Source organism: Nonomuraea sp. NPDC049421 (assembly GCF_040677005.1).
In the GTDB taxonomy this organism is placed as follows: domain Bacteria; phylum Actinomycetota; class Actinomycetes; order Streptosporangiales; family Streptosporangiaceae; genus Nonomuraea; species Nonomuraea salmonea.
This window is the reverse complement of record NZ_JBFAQA010000014.1, coordinates 206050-218728: the sequence shown is the minus strand read 5'-3', so window position 1 is coordinate 218728 and position 12679 is coordinate 206050. Positions and strand designations below refer to the sequence as shown.

Genomic DNA, 12679 nt, shown 5'->3' with positions numbered 1-12679 from the left:
GTCAGAGCGAGGGCGTGATCAGCTCCTCCGCCACCCAGCGGGCCACCTTCTCCGGGTACGGCGCCGGCAGCCCGAGCACCACGTGGTGGAAGCCCGCGGCCACCGCCTCGCCGATGGCCTGCCTGGTGGCGCCGGGCCGGTCGTAGGAGACCGGCAGGTGGATCGAGCGGGTGATCGCGGCCGGGTCGCGGCCGATCTCCGTGCAGTAGCGGTCGAGCAGGGCGCTGCGGCGGACGACGTCGTCGATGTCGCCGCCCGGGACGTTCCACAGGTCGGCGTGCTCGGCGGCCACCCGCAGCAGCGCCGCAGAACGCCCGCCGAGCAGGATCGGCGGGTGCGGGCGCTGCACGGGCTTGGGATTGCAGTACGCCCCGGTCAGCGTGACGTGCGAGCCGTGGAAGTCGAACGGCTCGCTCTCGCTCCACATCCGCCGGATCACCGTGCACGCCTCGGCCAGGCTCTCCACGGAGTGACGGAAGTCGTGGAAGGGCAGGCCGTGCGCCTCGTACTCGCGGCGGGCCAGCGGATGGTCGGGCCGCGAGCCCGCGCCGATGCCGAAGTCGAGCCGGCCGCCCGACACGATGTCCACGGTCGCGGCGATCCTGGCCAGGACGGCCGGCGGGCGGAACCTGTTGCTGGTCACCAGCAGGCCGAGGCGCAGCCGGCTGGTCTGGGCGGCGAGCGCCGACAGCAGCGTCCAGCCCTCGTGGATCGGCCCGTCGATGTCGCCCTGGATGGGCAGCAGGTGGTCGAACAGCCAGGCGTGCTCGATCTCCGGCACGTCGTCGGCCTCCCGCCAGACCCGCAGGACGTCCTCGTAGCCGACCTGCATGGGAGCGGTCATGATGCCGAACCGCGTCCGGCTCCCGTGGCTGCTCATCGGCGCCGCAGGGACGGGTCGAGCAGCGCCGGCGGGGCGTCGAACTTCTCGTGCGCGGCCAGGTCGGTGCCCGGCGCGACGATCTCGTCGATGGCGTCCAGGACGTCCTGCGACAGCACGGTCCGCGCCGCGTCGAGCTGCGCCTTCAGATGCTCCATCATGCGCGGGCCGATGAGCGCGCCGGTCACGCCGGGGTGCGCGGTCACGAAGCCGAGCGCGAGCTGGATCAGCGTCAGCCCCGCCGCGTCGGCGACCCCGGCCAGCCGCTCGACGGCCTCCAGACGGGCCCTGTTGTACGGCAGCGCCGGGTCGAAGCGCTCCGGCAGCACCGACGAGCGGTGGGTGTCCGCCGCGCGGCCCGCGCGGATCGCGCCCGACAGCCAGCCCGAGGCCAGCGGGCTCCACACCAGCACGCCGAGCCCGTACTCCTGCGCGACGGGCAGGACGTCGGCCTCGATGCCGCGCTGCAGGATCGAGTAGCTGGGCTGCTCGGTGACGTACCGGCTGAGGTGGTGCTCGCGGGCGGCCCACTGGGCCTGCACGATCCGGTACGCGGGGAACGTCGAGCTGCCGAAGTAGCGGATCTTGCCCGCCCGCTGCAGGTCGGTCAGCGCCGACAGCGTCTCCTCGTCGCTGGTCGTGGGGTCCCACCGGTGCATCTGGTACAGGTCGACGTGGTCCACGCCGAGGCGGCGCAGGCTGTCGTCCAGCGCCCTGACGATCCAGCGGCGCGAGCCGCCCTGGTGGTTGGGCGCCTCGCTCATCGGCATGGTGGCCTTGGTGGCCAGCACGATGTCGTCGCGGCGGCCGGCGATGGCCTTGCCGACGATCTCCTCCGACTCGCCGCCGCTGTACCAGTCGGCGGTGTCGATCACGTTGACGCCGGCCTCCAGCGCGGCGTCGATGATGGCGGTGGCCTCGTCCTGGGTGGTGCGGCCGATGGCGCCGAAGTTCATCGCGCCGAGTGCGAGCGTGCTGACCTGGACGCCGGTGCGGCCCAGGGCGCGGTACTGCATGGTCATGTCTCCTCCACGTGCGCGGCGGCTTTGTCCGGCGGCCGCGCTTCTGGCATCCTGAAAGCGGATCCGCGTTCCGCTAAACACCATACGGAACGCTGTTCCGTTTGTCCAACGGCGTGGTGGAGGTAGCGGCACAGTGGCCGGATCACAGGCAGCCCCGAAGAAGCGGGCCGACGCGAGACGGAACGAGAAGGCGCTGCTCGACGCGGCCGCCGCGGCCTTCGTCGCCTCAGGGGTCGACGTGCCCGTACGCGAGATCGCCGCCAGGGCGGGGGTCGGCGTCGGCACCATCTACCGGCACTTCCCGACGCGCGCCGACCTCATCGTGGCCGTCTACCGGCACCAGGTGGAGGCGTGCGCGGCGGCGGGGCCCGAACTGCTGGAGGCCGGGCCCACGCCGTACGACGCGCTGGCGAACTGGATCAACCTCTTCGTGGACTTCCTGGTCACCAAGCACGGCCTGGCCGAGGCGATGCAGTCGGAGGACGCCTCGTTCCAGTCGCTGCACGCGTACTTCATCGACCGGCTCGTCCCGGTCTGCGCCCGCCTGCTGGAGGCCGCCGCCGACGCCGGCCAGATCGAGCCCGGCATGGACGCGCTCAGCTTCATGCGCGGCGTCGGCAACCTCTGCATAGGCGCCGGCAAGGAGGGCGCCTACGACGCCCGCCGCATGGTCGCCCTCCTCATCACCGGCCTGCGCGTCCGCTGACCGGCGGGGGATCAGTACGGGGCGGGCGCGTGGCGCTCCAGCAGCCGCAGCCCCGCGCGCACGAGCACCCACCCGAGCCGCTCCTCCAGGGCTCCGGTGGCGGAGGGGGATCCGGCCAGGCGGTGCCGCTCGGCTTCCCGGCGCAGTTCGCGGGCGCGTACTCGCTCTACGTACAGATGCAGGTCTGGATGCATCGCGACCTCCGGGGTCGTCGTCAGGGGCGGAACGGGAAGCCCGCGGTGTGCACGGCGACGTGCTCGCGGCCCTCGCGCTCGCCGGCCTCACGGGCGGCGTCGCTGCGCGCCTCCCACTTCTTGAGCAGCTCGTTCATCTCCGTCCTGAGCCCGACCAGCTCCTGAGGGGTGAGCGAGAGCAGGTACTCGGAGTCGAACGAGGCGTCGCGCCACTCGCCGGGCCAGGCGGACTTGGCGTCGAGGTAGCTCTGGTACAGCTCATGGCGCTGCCTGGCCGCCAGCCTGGACAGGGCGACGTAGGCGCCCTCGCTCTCGGGGGCGTCCCTGAAGTCGGCGTCCTCGGTGCTGACCCCGCTGACCGCCGCCTGCCACCAGCGCTCGCGCCCGTCCGCACTGCCCTGCTCGGCCTCCTCGATGAGCCCGTGCGCGGCCAGCTTGCGCAGGTGATAGCTGACCAGCGACACCGCCTCGTCCACCTGCTCGGCGAGCTGGGAGGCGGTGGCGCGCTGGGTCACCATCAGCGCCCGGTAGAGGCGCATGCGCAGCGGATGCCCGAGCGCCTTGACCGTCTCGAGATCCTTGACGCGGCGTACGTTCTTCCTGGCCATACCCCCACGGTAGATACACAAAGAGATTTGCGCAAGAAATTTGCGCAAATCTCTTGTGCGCCTAGCCCTTCTCGGCGCCTTCGTTGGCGTCGCGGATGAAGTGGCGCTGGAAGAGGACGAAGATGACGGCCCGCAGAGACGGGGGCTACTCCTGGCGGGGCTGAAGGGCGTCCAGGAGGAGGTCGAACAGGCGGTCCATCCGGTCCCACGTGTCACCGGCCGCCGTGGACAGGAACACCCCGAGGATCATCGAGGTGACGTCGTCGGCCTCGACGTCCCCGCGCAGCGTGCCCGCCCGCGCCCCGCTCTCCAGGATCGCGCCGATCGCGGCGGTGATGCGTTCCCTGGTGGTGGGCGTGGCGAGCCGTCCTGAGGCCCAGCCGGTGCGCAGCGTGTCGAGCATGGCCCGCTTGGTCGAGACGAACGCGCCGTAGCGTTCCATCCACACCCGCATCGCGACCTCGGGCGGGTGCTCGGCGAGCAGGTCGGGCACGCAGCCGGTCACGTCGTCGAGCTCGGCCGAGTAGACGGCCTCGACCAGCGCCTCCCTGGTGGGGAAGTGACGATAGAGCGTGCCGATGCCGACCCCGGCCTGCTTGGCGATGCCTTCGAGCGAGACGGGCCCGTCGGCGGTGGCGAAGGCGGCGCGGGCGACGGCGAGCAGGTTCTCACGGTTGCGCCGCGCGTGCGCGCGAACGGGCCGCCCGGTGGCGGGAGGTTCGGAAGAACTCGGGGAAGCCAAAGCGGAGGCACCTCCGATAGTGCTAGGGTCGTTCGTGGCGGAGGGTCCTCCGCTTTCTGTCGTCATTGTCCGAAGGACGGTGTACTCCTGATGTCCACTGGCACCTCTTCCTCCGACGTCACGGCCACCGGGGCCCCGCGCCCCGGCGGTCCCGGCCTGCTCGGTGACCTTACCGTCTCCCGCGTCGGCTACGGCGCCATGCAGCTCGAACGCCTGCGCGACGACCGCGCCGCCGCCGTCGCCCTGCTGCGCCGCGCGGTCGAGCTGGGCGTCGACCACGTCGACACCGCCGACTTCTACGGCGCCGGCTTCGTCAACGACGTGCTCCGCGAGGCGCTGCGCCCCGAGGACGGCGTGGTGATCGTCAGCAAGGTCGGCGCCGTCAGCGACCCCGGCGGCCCCCTGCCGCTGCGCCCCGCCCAGCGTCCCGGGGAACTGCGGGCGAGCGTCGAGGAGAACCTGAAGTCGCTCGGCCTCGACCGCATCCCCGTCGTGAACCTGCGCAGGCTCGACGTCGGCCCCGGCGTCCGCGCCGCCGGCCCCCAGGTGGTGGACCTCGACGACCAGCTCGCGGTGATGACCGAGCTGCGCGACGAGGGCAAGATCGGCGCGATCGGGCTGAGCGCCGTCTCGCTCGACGTGCTGCGCCGGGCCCTCCCGGCCGGCATCGCCTGCGTGCAGAACGCCTACAGCCTCGTCGGCCGGGACTTCGAGGAGATGCTCGCGCTCTGCGCCGCCGAGGGCATCGCGTGGGTGCCGTACTTCCCGCTCGGGGGCGCGTTCCCCGGCATGCCCAAGGTGGTGGAGCAGCCGGCCGTGACCGAGGCCGCCGCGAGGCTCGGGCGCACTCCGTCCCAGATCGGCCTGGCCTGGCTGCTGCGGCACGCGCCGAACGTGCTGCTCATTCCCGGCACCGCCACGGCCGCCCACCTGGAGGAGAACGTCGCCGCCGGCGCCATCGCCTTCGACGAGGAGACGCTCGCCGCGCTGGACGCCGTACCGTCGCAGACCACGGACATCCTGCTCGGCTGATCGCGGGTCAAGGGGGTTTGGCGCGACGCTGACCTGGATGGGAGGCGGACCTGCGGGTCAGCGGGGTAGGTGCGGGCTGTTGCGCCGCCCCCTTGTACGCGGAGGAGCATGACGTGAGCCGCACCTACGATCCCCGCCGCACGGCGGTCCTGCTGGTGGACCCGTACAACGACTTCATGTCCGAGGGCGGCAAGCTGTGGCCCAGGCTCGCACCCGTGGCCACGAAGGTGGGGCTGGTGGACCACCTGCGCACGGTGACCGCCGCCGCGCGCGGGGCCGGCGTACAGGTGCTGATCGTGCCGCACCGCCGCTGGCAGCCCGGCGACTACGAGAGCTGGGACCACCCCAACCCGACCCAACTCGGCATCATGGAGCGGCACTCGTTCGCGCGCGGGACGTGGGGCGGGGAGTTCCACCCCGATCTGGGGCCCCAGCCGGGCGACATCGTCGTCCACGAGCACTGGGCGCAGAGCGGCTTCGCCAACACCGACCTCGACTTCCAGCTCAAGCAGCACGGCGTCAGCCACGTCGTGCTGATCGGGGTGCTGGCCAACACCTGCCTGGAGTCGACCGGCCGGTTCGCCATGGAGCTCGGCTACCACGTCACGCTGGTGCGCGACGCGACGGCGGCGTTCAGCCCCGAGATGATGCACGCCGCCCACGAGCTGAACGGCCCCACGTTCGCCCACGCCATCCTCGCCACGGACGAGCTGGTGGCCGCTTTCGGGGTGACCGCGGCCTGACCGGGTGGCAGAGTGGGGCGGCGTTCCGTACCCGGGAAAGGACGTCCATGCCCCTCAGTCACGACGACCGCTGCGCCATCACCGACCTGATCAACCTGCACGGCCACCTGTGCGACAGCGGCGAGCTCGACCGCTTCGGCGAGGTGTTCACCGGCGACGTGGTCTACGACGTGAGCGACATGGGCGGCGGCGAACTGCACGGCGTCGAGGCCCTGGCCGCCGCCGGCCTGGCCCTCGGCGAGGGAAACCCGATCGGGCACCACGTCACCAACATCCTCCTGGAGGAGCGGGCCGACGGGCTCGTGCACGCGCGCTCGAAGGGCCTCGGCGTCCGGGCCGACGGCACCACCGGCAGCCTCACGTACGAGGACACGGTCGTGCGCGGCGAGCGCGGCTGGCGCATCAGCCGCCGCAAGCTGATCGTGCACCGCGTGCCGCTGAACGGAGTCTGGCGCACCCCCTGACCGCGCGCCGCTCAGCGCGCGTCCGCCGCGGGGCGGCGGGCCGGTGGCGCGCGGCGCGAGGTCGGCGACATCCTCGCCGGATACAGCGCTCACGCGCCCTGCTCAGGCGCCGTTGTGGACGCGGGTGACCGTCAGGCTGTCCTCGTAGATGTGATAGCGCGTGATCAGCCCGTCCTCGACGGTCAGATGCAGCGCGAACGGTGACGTGTACGCCGGACCCCCGCCCCGTACGGTCTGCGCGATCACCCCCAGCACCACCGCATGCGGCCCGTCCACCAGGATGCGCTCCACCGACGTGCCGTTCAGCTCGGGCACGTGATGGGCTTCGAGCGAACGGAAGTGGTCCGCCACCTCGGCCCGGCTCGACCGCGGCCGGATCCACGGCACCGCCGGATGCCCCTCATCCGGCCAGGAGAGCCGCCAGTCCACCGGCTCGGCGAACATCTCCGCCGTACGCTCGTGGTCCCCCTTGGCCATCCTGGTCAGCAATTCGGTCACGACGTCACGGGTGTCTTGGCTCATGCCGATCATCCTTCCGTCCCACCCCTGCGAACGTCGATTACCTGCGAGGTCATGCCGGAAAAGCGCTGGACACCGTTGGTAGCGTGCCCGGCATGACCGACATCGACCTCGACCGGTTCGTGACCGACGGGTTCGCCAAGGTGCCGGGGACCGTCCCCCGCGAGGTCGGCGACGAGGCCAGGGCGCTGCTGTGGGCCGGCCCGGCATACTGCTCCTGCTGGTCCTGTTCTCCGAGGTCGGCCCGGACGACGCACCCACCCGCATCCGCGCCGGCTCCCACCGCGACATGGCGCCCCCGCTGGACGAACGCGTGGCGGACATGACGCCATCGGCCCCGCCTTCGAGGAGGTAGGCCGCAACCGGCGGGTGGCACTGGCGACCGGCGATCCGGGCGACGCCTACATCGTCCACCCCTTCACCGTCCACGCCGCCCAGGAACACCGAGGCACCGAGCCACGCTTCATGGCCCAACTCCCCATCACCCTGACCACCCCGCTCACGCCCGGCGACGCAACTCCTCTCGCCCGAGCGGTCGGCTGGTGACGTCGGGTGCGTCGTGCCCTGCGGCTGCTCCTTCGGTGGGACTGGTCACTGGTGACTTCGGGCGCGTCGGTCAAGGGCGCTCGGGATGTCAGGCGGGCTGGACCAGGCCGCTGCTCGGGATGTCAGGCGGGTTGGTCCAGGCGGTTGGCGGGTGGGAGAGTGGCGGTCAGGATGGTGCTGGGGATGTCCAGGGCGATGCGGTGGCACCGGCCGCGCGGGACGATCGCCGCGGTGCCCGCACACAGCCTGATCTCCTCCTCACCCCGCCCTTCCCCGCGCAGGTAGAGGCGGATCTTGCCGACGATGCAGGAGACGAGCTCGTCGGCCTCCGGGTGCAGCGCCCAGTGACCGCCGTGCACGTCGGTGGCGGTCCTCGCGTGTAGGACCCGCAGCCGCCAGCCGTCCCGATCGATGCTTCTCCGGCCGGCGTGGATCTCGCCGCTCGCGCTCAGGAGAACGGTCGACATCAACAGGTCGAACGGCGTCACCGCCACCGGGACACCGCCCTCGTCACGCAGCCCGGACGCGGTCGCCGCTTCCCGCCCGCCCCCAGGCGCCCGACGCCGGGCCCGCCGCCCATCCGCCCGAACGTCCGGCCCAGCCGCTCGGATCCCATGGGCGGTGACCGGGTCGCTCATGTCGTGCTGGGCGTTCAGCGGGACGGACGTCTCCGGTTCTCGGCTCATGCCGCCATCCTGACGATCGATCGGCGACCGGTCGCCCGCCATCCGTCGCGAATCCTTCCGGCTTCCCGCGCCGTTCGGCGCACCCGTCATCCAGGCGATGGGCACGCCGGCAGGGGATGAGTGGGCGGGTGTCCCTTGATCAGGTGGAGTGGAGGTCAGTCGAGGAGGCGGAGGAGCTCGGCCTCCTCTTCAGGGGTGAGGCCGGAGCGGGTCACCGTGTGGCCGGAGTCGCGCAGCCAGGTGAGGGTGTCGCGGGCCGTGTCGGTGACCGGGCGGATGTGCAGGCCGGCGGCCAGGACGGCCGAGACGTCGCGGGCCATGAAGCCGGCGTATTCCGGCAGCGGCACCCACAGCGGCAGGGACCGCGGCCCCATCCAGGCGTTCACGTCGTGCTCGGCGAGGAACTCCTGCCCGGCCCAGACCAGCTCAGGCTGCACCGACAGCCCTTCGGCGATGCCCGCGAGCAGCTCGCCCCTCGGCAACGGGCTGGAGACCGCGTCATACGGCCCGGTGAGCCCCTTCTCGGCGGCGTCGAGCGTCCAGGCGGCGAGGTCGCGTACGTCCACGAGCTGCACCAGGTCGCCGGGAGAGCCCGGCGCCAGCACCCGCCCGCCGCGCGCCAGCCGGTCGACCCAGTAGGTGAACCGGTCGGACACATCCTCCGGGCCCACGATCAGCCCGGCGCGGACGATGAGCGCCGCGTCGCCGACGATCTGCTCGCACGTCACCTTCGCCCGTCCGTAGTTGGCCACGTCGTTCTCGTCGGCGTCGGACGCCAGCGGCTCGTGCAGCACGGAGGTGGCTTCGCGGGTGTCGGGGTAGACGCTGAGGGTGGACACCAGCGTCCAGTGACCGGCGCGGCCCGCCAGCTCATCGACCGCCCTGCGCACCTGGCTCGGATGCCTGGCGACGTCGATGACCAGGTCGAACGACCCCTCCAGGGGAGCCAGCCCGCCGTCCTCCGAGCGATCGACCCGGACGAACTCCACCCCGGGCGGCGGGTCACCCGCCTGCCCGCGCGCCGCGCACACCACCTCGTGCCCGCGATCGCGCGCCTGCCGCGCGATCTCCTTGGACAGGAACCTCGTGCCACCCAAAACAAGTGTTCGCATGCCCCTCATCCTGACCCACCGCGGCCGTCAGGGCCGCCCGGCTTCACTCCCAGCGCAACGCCACCCACCCACCGTCGCCGCCGGGTGCGGGGCGGGGCTGGGCTTCAGCCGGAGGCGAATTTCTGGGCGCGGTCGCGGGCCCACTGAGCCACTTCGGCTGTCCGGTCGGCTGGGAGGGCGGTGCCGGGGTGGCGGCCGAGGCGTTCGACCTGGTCGGCGAAGTTCAGGTGTTCGCGGTGCGCGTGTTCGCGGCAGGGCAGGCAGGTGACGCGTTCGGGGTGGGGCGAGGTCATCGCGTACGGCACCCTGAGGCCGCAGCCGGTGGTGACCTCGGACGGCGCGTCGGGGACGCGGCCCAGCGTCGAGGCGAGCACGTTGCGGAAGCCGGCGCCGGCCTGCAGCACCTTGCGATCGACGTGGATGTGCGGGTCGGTCTCGGTCACCTCGGCCATCCCTCCGCCCGGCCTGAGGACGGTGCCGCCGCCGTCCCCGAGGTCCAGGGTAGTGCGGTGGAGGCGAGGGCTTGCGCTTCGTTTAGGTCACGGTCCGCGCCGCCGGATCGTTGCATTGAGCAATGGAATGTTATGGTCGCAGCAGGTGAGCCGGGAAGTCTGGTCGGCGTAGACCTGTCATGCCGTCGTCCTCACCGGGATCCGCCCATGCACCCCTCCGAACCTGGCATCCACGAGAGCGATCCGGACTTCGACATCCGGCTCGACAGGCATGGACAGGTCGTCCTGCTGTCACTGACCGGACGGCTGGAGGGGGTGGCGTGCCTGATCCTGCAGCAATACCTGGTCAACGCGCTGGTGGCGCGGATACCGCCGCTGCTCGCGGTGGACCTGCGCTCGCTCGGGGCGATCGACGAGCACGGGCGCGACATCCTGCGCTCGGCCGCGCGGCACGCCAGGGTGTCGGAGGGGCGCATGATCGTGGTGTACGGGGAGTACGCCGCCCGGGCGTCCGACGACGACGGCGGTGAGATCGAGGCGGCCGGCACCGTGGAGGACGCGCTCGCCGACCTCTCCGGCACTCCGAGGTGGCCCTCCGGCTGACACGCTCTGGCGGGGCCGGGATATCGGCGCGGCGGGCGCTCCGATAGCTTGCTCAACCGTGAGCCGCAGATGGAAGGTGCCGGGCCTGCTCCTGGCGTTAGGAGTGGCGATCGCCGCCTGGCAGGTCACGAGAGGCGACCCGGTACTGGCGACGGTGGTGCTCGTGGTGTACGCGCTGCTCGGCCTCCTGCTGTCGCCGCTGGCGTTCCCCAGGCCGGTCGATGCCGGGGAGGCGCGGCGGCGCAGCGCCGCCGACGGGCGGGCAGTCGTCTACTGGCGGCCGGGCTGCCGCTACTGCATGCGGCTCAGGCTCCGGCTGGGGCGTGCCGCGCGGCGGGCGTACTGGGTGGACATCTGGCGCGACGCGGAGGGCGCGGCGGCGGTCCGCGCGATCACCGGCGGCGACGAGACGGTGCCGACCGTGGTGCTGGCGGGCGAGCCGCACGTCAACCCCGACCCGAAGTGGCTGCGCGACCGGTTGCGCTGATCTCCGCGGTCCGCGTCAGGCGGTCCGCGTAGCGGCCGGGGGTGCAGCCGTACTCCCTGGTGAAGGCCGTGATGACCGCCGACGGGCTGGAGTAGCCGACCCGGTGCGCCACCTCCGTCACCGGTCGCGTCTCCAGCAGCACCCGCGACGTGCTGAGCCGCAGCTTGGTCCGCACCTTCGAGTACGGCATCCCGAACTCCCGCGCGAAGTCCCGCTGTAACGTCTTGACGCTGACGTGCAGCCGCTCGGCCCACTCCGCCAGCCCCGCCTCGTCGCCTGGATCGTGGGAGAGCGCCCGCGCGACGGTCCGCGCGAACCCGATGCCTCCACCGTCGCCACCGACGGAATCCGCGCCGGTGGCGCCGAGACCGGCCATGATGCGCGCCCTGAAGGCCAGGGCCTCGGCGGGATCGAGGCCGGGACGGGCGAGGCCCTGGATGAGCCGCCCCGCCTCCGCGTCCACCGACACGGCGCCCGCCCGCAGCCCGCCGAGCGCCGGCGGGACCTCGCGCAGGCAGAGGCGGTAGACGGTCTGCCGGTCGGCCGCCCGCACCTCGTGCGTGACCGCCCGGTGCGCCCAGAACGCCTCCCGCTGCCCCACGAACTGGGCCCGCGTCCCGTGCCTGGTGGACAGCATGCCGTCGGGCGACCAGTAGAGCTGGTGCAGGAAGTCCTGGCGGGTCTCGCCGAAGTCGGTGGTCCGTCGGCACGCTCGCCGGGCACGAGCAGATGGACCTCACCCTGCCCGCGGTGACCATCGTCGTCGCGCTGGCCTGCGCCGTCCTCGTCACCCGGCCGCTCAACGCCCTCATGCTCGGGGACGACACCGCGCGCTCGCTCGGCGGGCACGTCACCCGCACCAGGGCGGCCGTCCTCGTGCTGGTCACCGTGCTGGCCGGAGCCGCCACCGCCGTCGCGGGGCCGATCGCCTTCCTCGGGCTCATGGTGCCGCACCTGGCAGGACGGCCCGCGGGCGGATCGGTGCCGTGGCTGATGGCGTACACGATGGTGCTCGGCCCCGCCCTGCTGCTCGTCTCCGACGTCGCCGGGCGGGTGCTGCTGCCGACCGGCGAGGTCCCGGTGGCCGTGGTGACGGCCTTCACCGGCGCGCCCGCGCTCATCTGGGCCGTACGCCGGCGCGGGCGGGTGACGTCGTGAGCCGGCACGTCGTGGTGCGGGCGGGCCCGTACTCGGTGCGGGTGGCCCGCCGTTCGCTGGTCGTGTGCCTCGCCCTGCTGGTGGCGGGGCTCGGGCTCGGGCTGCTCGGCCTGTGCCTGGCTGGGTCGTGGACGCCGCCCGGCGAGGTGCTGGCCGCGCTGACCGGGCACGGTGACGCCGTCGTCGTACGGGAGTGGCGGCTGCCCAGGGTGGCGGCCGGTTTCGTGTTCGGCGCGGCGCTCGGCCTCGCCGGCGCGGTGTTCCAGAGCCTGACCCGCAACCCGCTCGGCAGCCCCGACGTCGTCGGCCTCGACGCCGGCGCCTATACCGGCGCGCTGTTCGCCATCACCGTGCTCGGCGGCGGCGCCGCGAACCTCGCGGCCGGCTCAGTGGCGGGCGGGCTGCTGGCCGCGGCGGCCATCTACCTCCTGTCGCTCGGGTCACGGCTCGGCGGCCTGCGCCTGATCGTCGTCGGCATCGCCGTGAACGCCATGCTCACCGCGCTCAACTCCTGGATCGTGCTCCGCGCCGAACTGGAGGTGGGGATGGCCGCCACCGGCTGGAGCGCCGGGTCGCTCAACGGCGTCGACTGGGACGAGGTCGCCCTGCCCTTCGCCGTCATCGCGCTGCTCGCCCTGCTGCTGGCCGCGCTCTCACCCGGCATGCGGCAAACCGCGCTCGGCGACGAGCAGGCCGTCGCCTCCGGCGTGCCCCTCAACCGGCTG

At 72.6% G+C, this 12679-nt stretch carries 19 protein-coding genes and 1 pseudogene; 10 read left to right on the top strand and 10 right to left on the bottom strand.

The annotated features are described in order from the left end of the window. Position 1: 1 nt before the first annotated feature. Positions 2–844 (bottom strand): LLM class flavin-dependent oxidoreductase, encoded by an 843-nt coding sequence (locus tag AB0K18_RS24860; protein ID WP_364918239.1) that lies wholly within the window; start codon positions 842–844, stop codon positions 2–4. 32 nt (positions 845–876) lie between these two features. After that, positions 877–1902 carry an aldo/keto reductase gene (locus AB0K18_RS24855; protein WP_364918237.1) on the bottom strand — a complete coding sequence of 342 codons (1026 nt, stop codon included), beginning with the start codon at positions 1900–1902 and terminating at the stop codon, positions 877–879. Between the two features lie 133 nt (positions 1903–2035). Here AB0K18_RS24855 and AB0K18_RS24850 point away from each other — a divergent pair, with 133 nt between their 5' ends. Beyond that, the gene (locus tag AB0K18_RS24850) at positions 2036–2608 is read left to right on the top strand and encodes a TetR/AcrR family transcriptional regulator (protein ID WP_364918235.1); all 573 of its coding nucleotides are present in this window, start codon (positions 2036–2038) and stop codon (positions 2606–2608) included. Positions 2609–2619: 11 nt separating this feature from the next. Here AB0K18_RS24850 and AB0K18_RS24845 read toward each other — a convergent pair whose 3' ends face one another. The 3 genes from AB0K18_RS24845 to AB0K18_RS24835 form a co-directional block, all read right to left on the bottom strand. Continuing rightward, a complete protein-coding gene (locus AB0K18_RS24845; RefSeq protein ID WP_364918232.1) occupies positions 2620–2802 on the bottom strand; it encodes a hypothetical protein in 183 nt (60 codons plus the stop codon). Positions 2803–2822: 20 nt separating this feature from the next. Next, on the bottom strand, positions 2823–3410 hold the full coding sequence (locus tag AB0K18_RS24840) for a helix-turn-helix domain-containing protein (RefSeq protein WP_364918229.1): 588 nt from the start codon (positions 3408–3410) through the stop codon (positions 2823–2825). A gap of 145 nt (positions 3411–3555) precedes the next feature. Beyond that, positions 3556–4152 carry a TetR/AcrR family transcriptional regulator gene (locus AB0K18_RS24835; protein WP_364918226.1) on the bottom strand — a complete coding sequence of 199 codons (597 nt, stop codon included), beginning with the start codon at positions 4150–4152 and terminating at the stop codon, positions 3556–3558. A 90-nt stretch (positions 4153–4242) separates the two neighbouring features. Here AB0K18_RS24835 and AB0K18_RS24830 point away from each other — a divergent pair, with 90 nt between their 5' ends. The 3 genes from AB0K18_RS24830 (at position 4243) to AB0K18_RS24820 (ending at position 6391) form a co-directional block, all read left to right on the top strand. Next, a complete protein-coding gene (locus tag AB0K18_RS24830) occupies positions 4243–5184 on the top strand; it encodes an aldo/keto reductase (RefSeq protein ID WP_364918224.1) in 942 nt (313 codons plus the stop codon). A 113-nt stretch (positions 5185–5297) separates the two neighbouring features. After that, on the top strand, positions 5298–5927 hold the full coding sequence (locus AB0K18_RS24825; RefSeq protein WP_364918221.1) for an isochorismatase family cysteine hydrolase: 630 nt from the start codon (positions 5298–5300) through the stop codon (positions 5925–5927). 47 nt (positions 5928–5974) lie between these two features. Continuing rightward, positions 5975–6391: a nuclear transport factor 2 family protein gene (locus tag AB0K18_RS24820; protein ID WP_364918219.1), complete on the top strand. Its 417-nt coding sequence runs from the start codon at positions 5975–5977 to the stop codon at positions 6389–6391. A 102-nt stretch (positions 6392–6493) separates the two neighbouring features. Here AB0K18_RS24820 and AB0K18_RS24815 read toward each other — a convergent pair whose 3' ends face one another. After that, positions 6494–6913 carry a nuclear transport factor 2 family protein gene (locus AB0K18_RS24815; RefSeq protein WP_364918217.1) on the bottom strand — a complete coding sequence of 140 codons (420 nt, stop codon included), beginning with the start codon at positions 6911–6913 and terminating at the stop codon, positions 6494–6496. Between the two features lie 92 nt (positions 6914–7005). Here AB0K18_RS24815 and AB0K18_RS24810 point away from each other — a divergent pair, with 92 nt between their 5' ends. Both AB0K18_RS24810 and AB0K18_RS24805 read left to right on the top strand, forming a co-directional pair. Further along, complete coding sequence (locus AB0K18_RS24810) at positions 7006–7236, top strand: hypothetical protein (protein ID WP_364918214.1); 231 nt, start codon at positions 7006–7008, stop codon at positions 7234–7236. 43 nt (positions 7237–7279) lie between these two features. Then, positions 7280–7456: a hypothetical protein gene (locus AB0K18_RS24805; RefSeq protein WP_364918211.1), complete on the top strand. Its 177-nt coding sequence runs from the start codon at positions 7280–7282 to the stop codon at positions 7454–7456. A gap of 122 nt (positions 7457–7578) precedes the next feature. Here AB0K18_RS24805 and AB0K18_RS24800 read toward each other — a convergent pair whose 3' ends face one another. The 3 genes from AB0K18_RS24800 to AB0K18_RS24790 form a co-directional block, all read right to left on the bottom strand. Beyond that, on the bottom strand, positions 7579–8142 hold the full coding sequence (locus tag AB0K18_RS24800) for a hypothetical protein (RefSeq protein ID WP_364918209.1): 564 nt from the start codon (positions 8140–8142) through the stop codon (positions 7579–7581). A gap of 155 nt (positions 8143–8297) precedes the next feature. Continuing rightward, positions 8298–9254, bottom strand: coding sequence for an NAD-dependent epimerase/dehydratase family protein (locus tag AB0K18_RS24795; protein ID WP_364918206.1), 957 nt, complete (start codon positions 9252–9254; stop codon positions 8298–8300). 104 nt (positions 9255–9358) lie between these two features. Further along, positions 9359–9697: a hypothetical protein gene (locus tag AB0K18_RS24790; protein WP_364918203.1), complete on the bottom strand. Its 339-nt coding sequence runs from the start codon at positions 9695–9697 to the stop codon at positions 9359–9361. Positions 9698–9913: 216 nt separating this feature from the next. Between AB0K18_RS24790 and AB0K18_RS24785 the strand changes: the two genes are divergently transcribed. Both AB0K18_RS24785 and AB0K18_RS24780 read left to right on the top strand, forming a co-directional pair. Then, the gene (locus AB0K18_RS24785; protein ID WP_364918202.1) at positions 9914–10309 is read left to right on the top strand and encodes a hypothetical protein; all 396 of its coding nucleotides are present in this window, start codon (positions 9914–9916) and stop codon (positions 10307–10309) included. Positions 10310–10367: 58 nt separating this feature from the next. Then, a complete protein-coding gene (locus AB0K18_RS24780) occupies positions 10368–10796 on the top strand; it encodes a glutaredoxin domain-containing protein (protein ID WP_364918199.1) in 429 nt (142 codons plus the stop codon). Here the strand turns inward: AB0K18_RS24780 and AB0K18_RS24775 are convergent. Continuing rightward, a complete protein-coding gene (locus AB0K18_RS24775; protein ID WP_364918197.1) occupies positions 10756–11433 on the bottom strand; it encodes a helix-turn-helix transcriptional regulator in 678 nt (225 codons plus the stop codon). The two genes, AB0K18_RS24780 and AB0K18_RS24775, sit on opposite strands and share 41 nt — an antisense overlap. Positions 11434–11546: 113 nt before the next feature. Here AB0K18_RS24775 and AB0K18_RS24770 point away from each other — a divergent pair, with 113 nt between their 5' ends. Next, entirely contained in the window at positions 11547–11954 is a 408-nt protein-coding gene (locus tag AB0K18_RS24770) for an iron chelate uptake ABC transporter family permease subunit (protein ID WP_364918195.1), read from the top strand. Then, positions 11951–12670: pseudogene (locus AB0K18_RS24765) on the top strand (iron chelate uptake ABC transporter family permease subunit); the annotation flags it as partial. The gene AB0K18_RS24770 and the pseudogene AB0K18_RS24765, both read left to right, overlap by 4 nt. Between the last annotated feature and the right edge of the window lie 9 nt (positions 12671–12679).

Coding starts and splice junctions, on each gene's coding strand:
- AB0K18_RS24860 (WP_364918239.1), bottom strand. CDS start 844: ATGACCGCTCCCATGCAGGTCGGCTACGAGGACGTCCTGCGGGTCTGG.
- AB0K18_RS24855 (WP_364918237.1), bottom strand. CDS start 1,902: ATGACCATGCAGTACCGCGCCCTGGGCCGCACCGGCGTCCAGGTCAGC.
- AB0K18_RS24845 (WP_364918232.1), bottom strand. CDS start 2,802: ATGCATCCAGACCTGCATCTGTACGTAGAGCGAGTACGCGCCCGCGAA.
- AB0K18_RS24840 (WP_364918229.1), bottom strand. CDS start 3,410: ATGGCCAGGAAGAACGTACGCCGCGTCAAGGATCTCGAGACGGTCAAG.
- AB0K18_RS24830 (WP_364918224.1), top strand. CDS start 4,243: ATGTCCACTGGCACCTCTTCCTCCGACGTCACGGCCACCGGGGCCCCG.
- AB0K18_RS24820 (WP_364918219.1), top strand. CDS start 5,975: ATGCCCCTCAGTCACGACGACCGCTGCGCCATCACCGACCTGATCAAC.
- AB0K18_RS24815 (WP_364918217.1), bottom strand. CDS start 6,913: ATGAGCCAAGACACCCGTGACGTCGTGACCGAATTGCTGACCAGGATG.
- AB0K18_RS24810 (WP_364918214.1), top strand. CDS start 7,006: ATGACCGACATCGACCTCGACCGGTTCGTGACCGACGGGTTCGCCAAG.
- AB0K18_RS24800 (WP_364918209.1), bottom strand. CDS start 8,142: ATGAGCCGAGAACCGGAGACGTCCGTCCCGCTGAACGCCCAGCACGAC.
- AB0K18_RS24795 (WP_364918206.1), bottom strand. CDS start 9,254: ATGCGAACACTTGTTTTGGGTGGCACGAGGTTCCTGTCCAAGGAGATC.
- AB0K18_RS24785 (WP_364918202.1), top strand. CDS start 9,914: ATGCACCCCTCCGAACCTGGCATCCACGAGAGCGATCCGGACTTCGAC.
- AB0K18_RS24775 (WP_364918197.1), bottom strand. CDS start 11,433: ATGCTGTCCACCAGGCACGGGACGCGGGCCCAGTTCGTGGGGCAGCGG.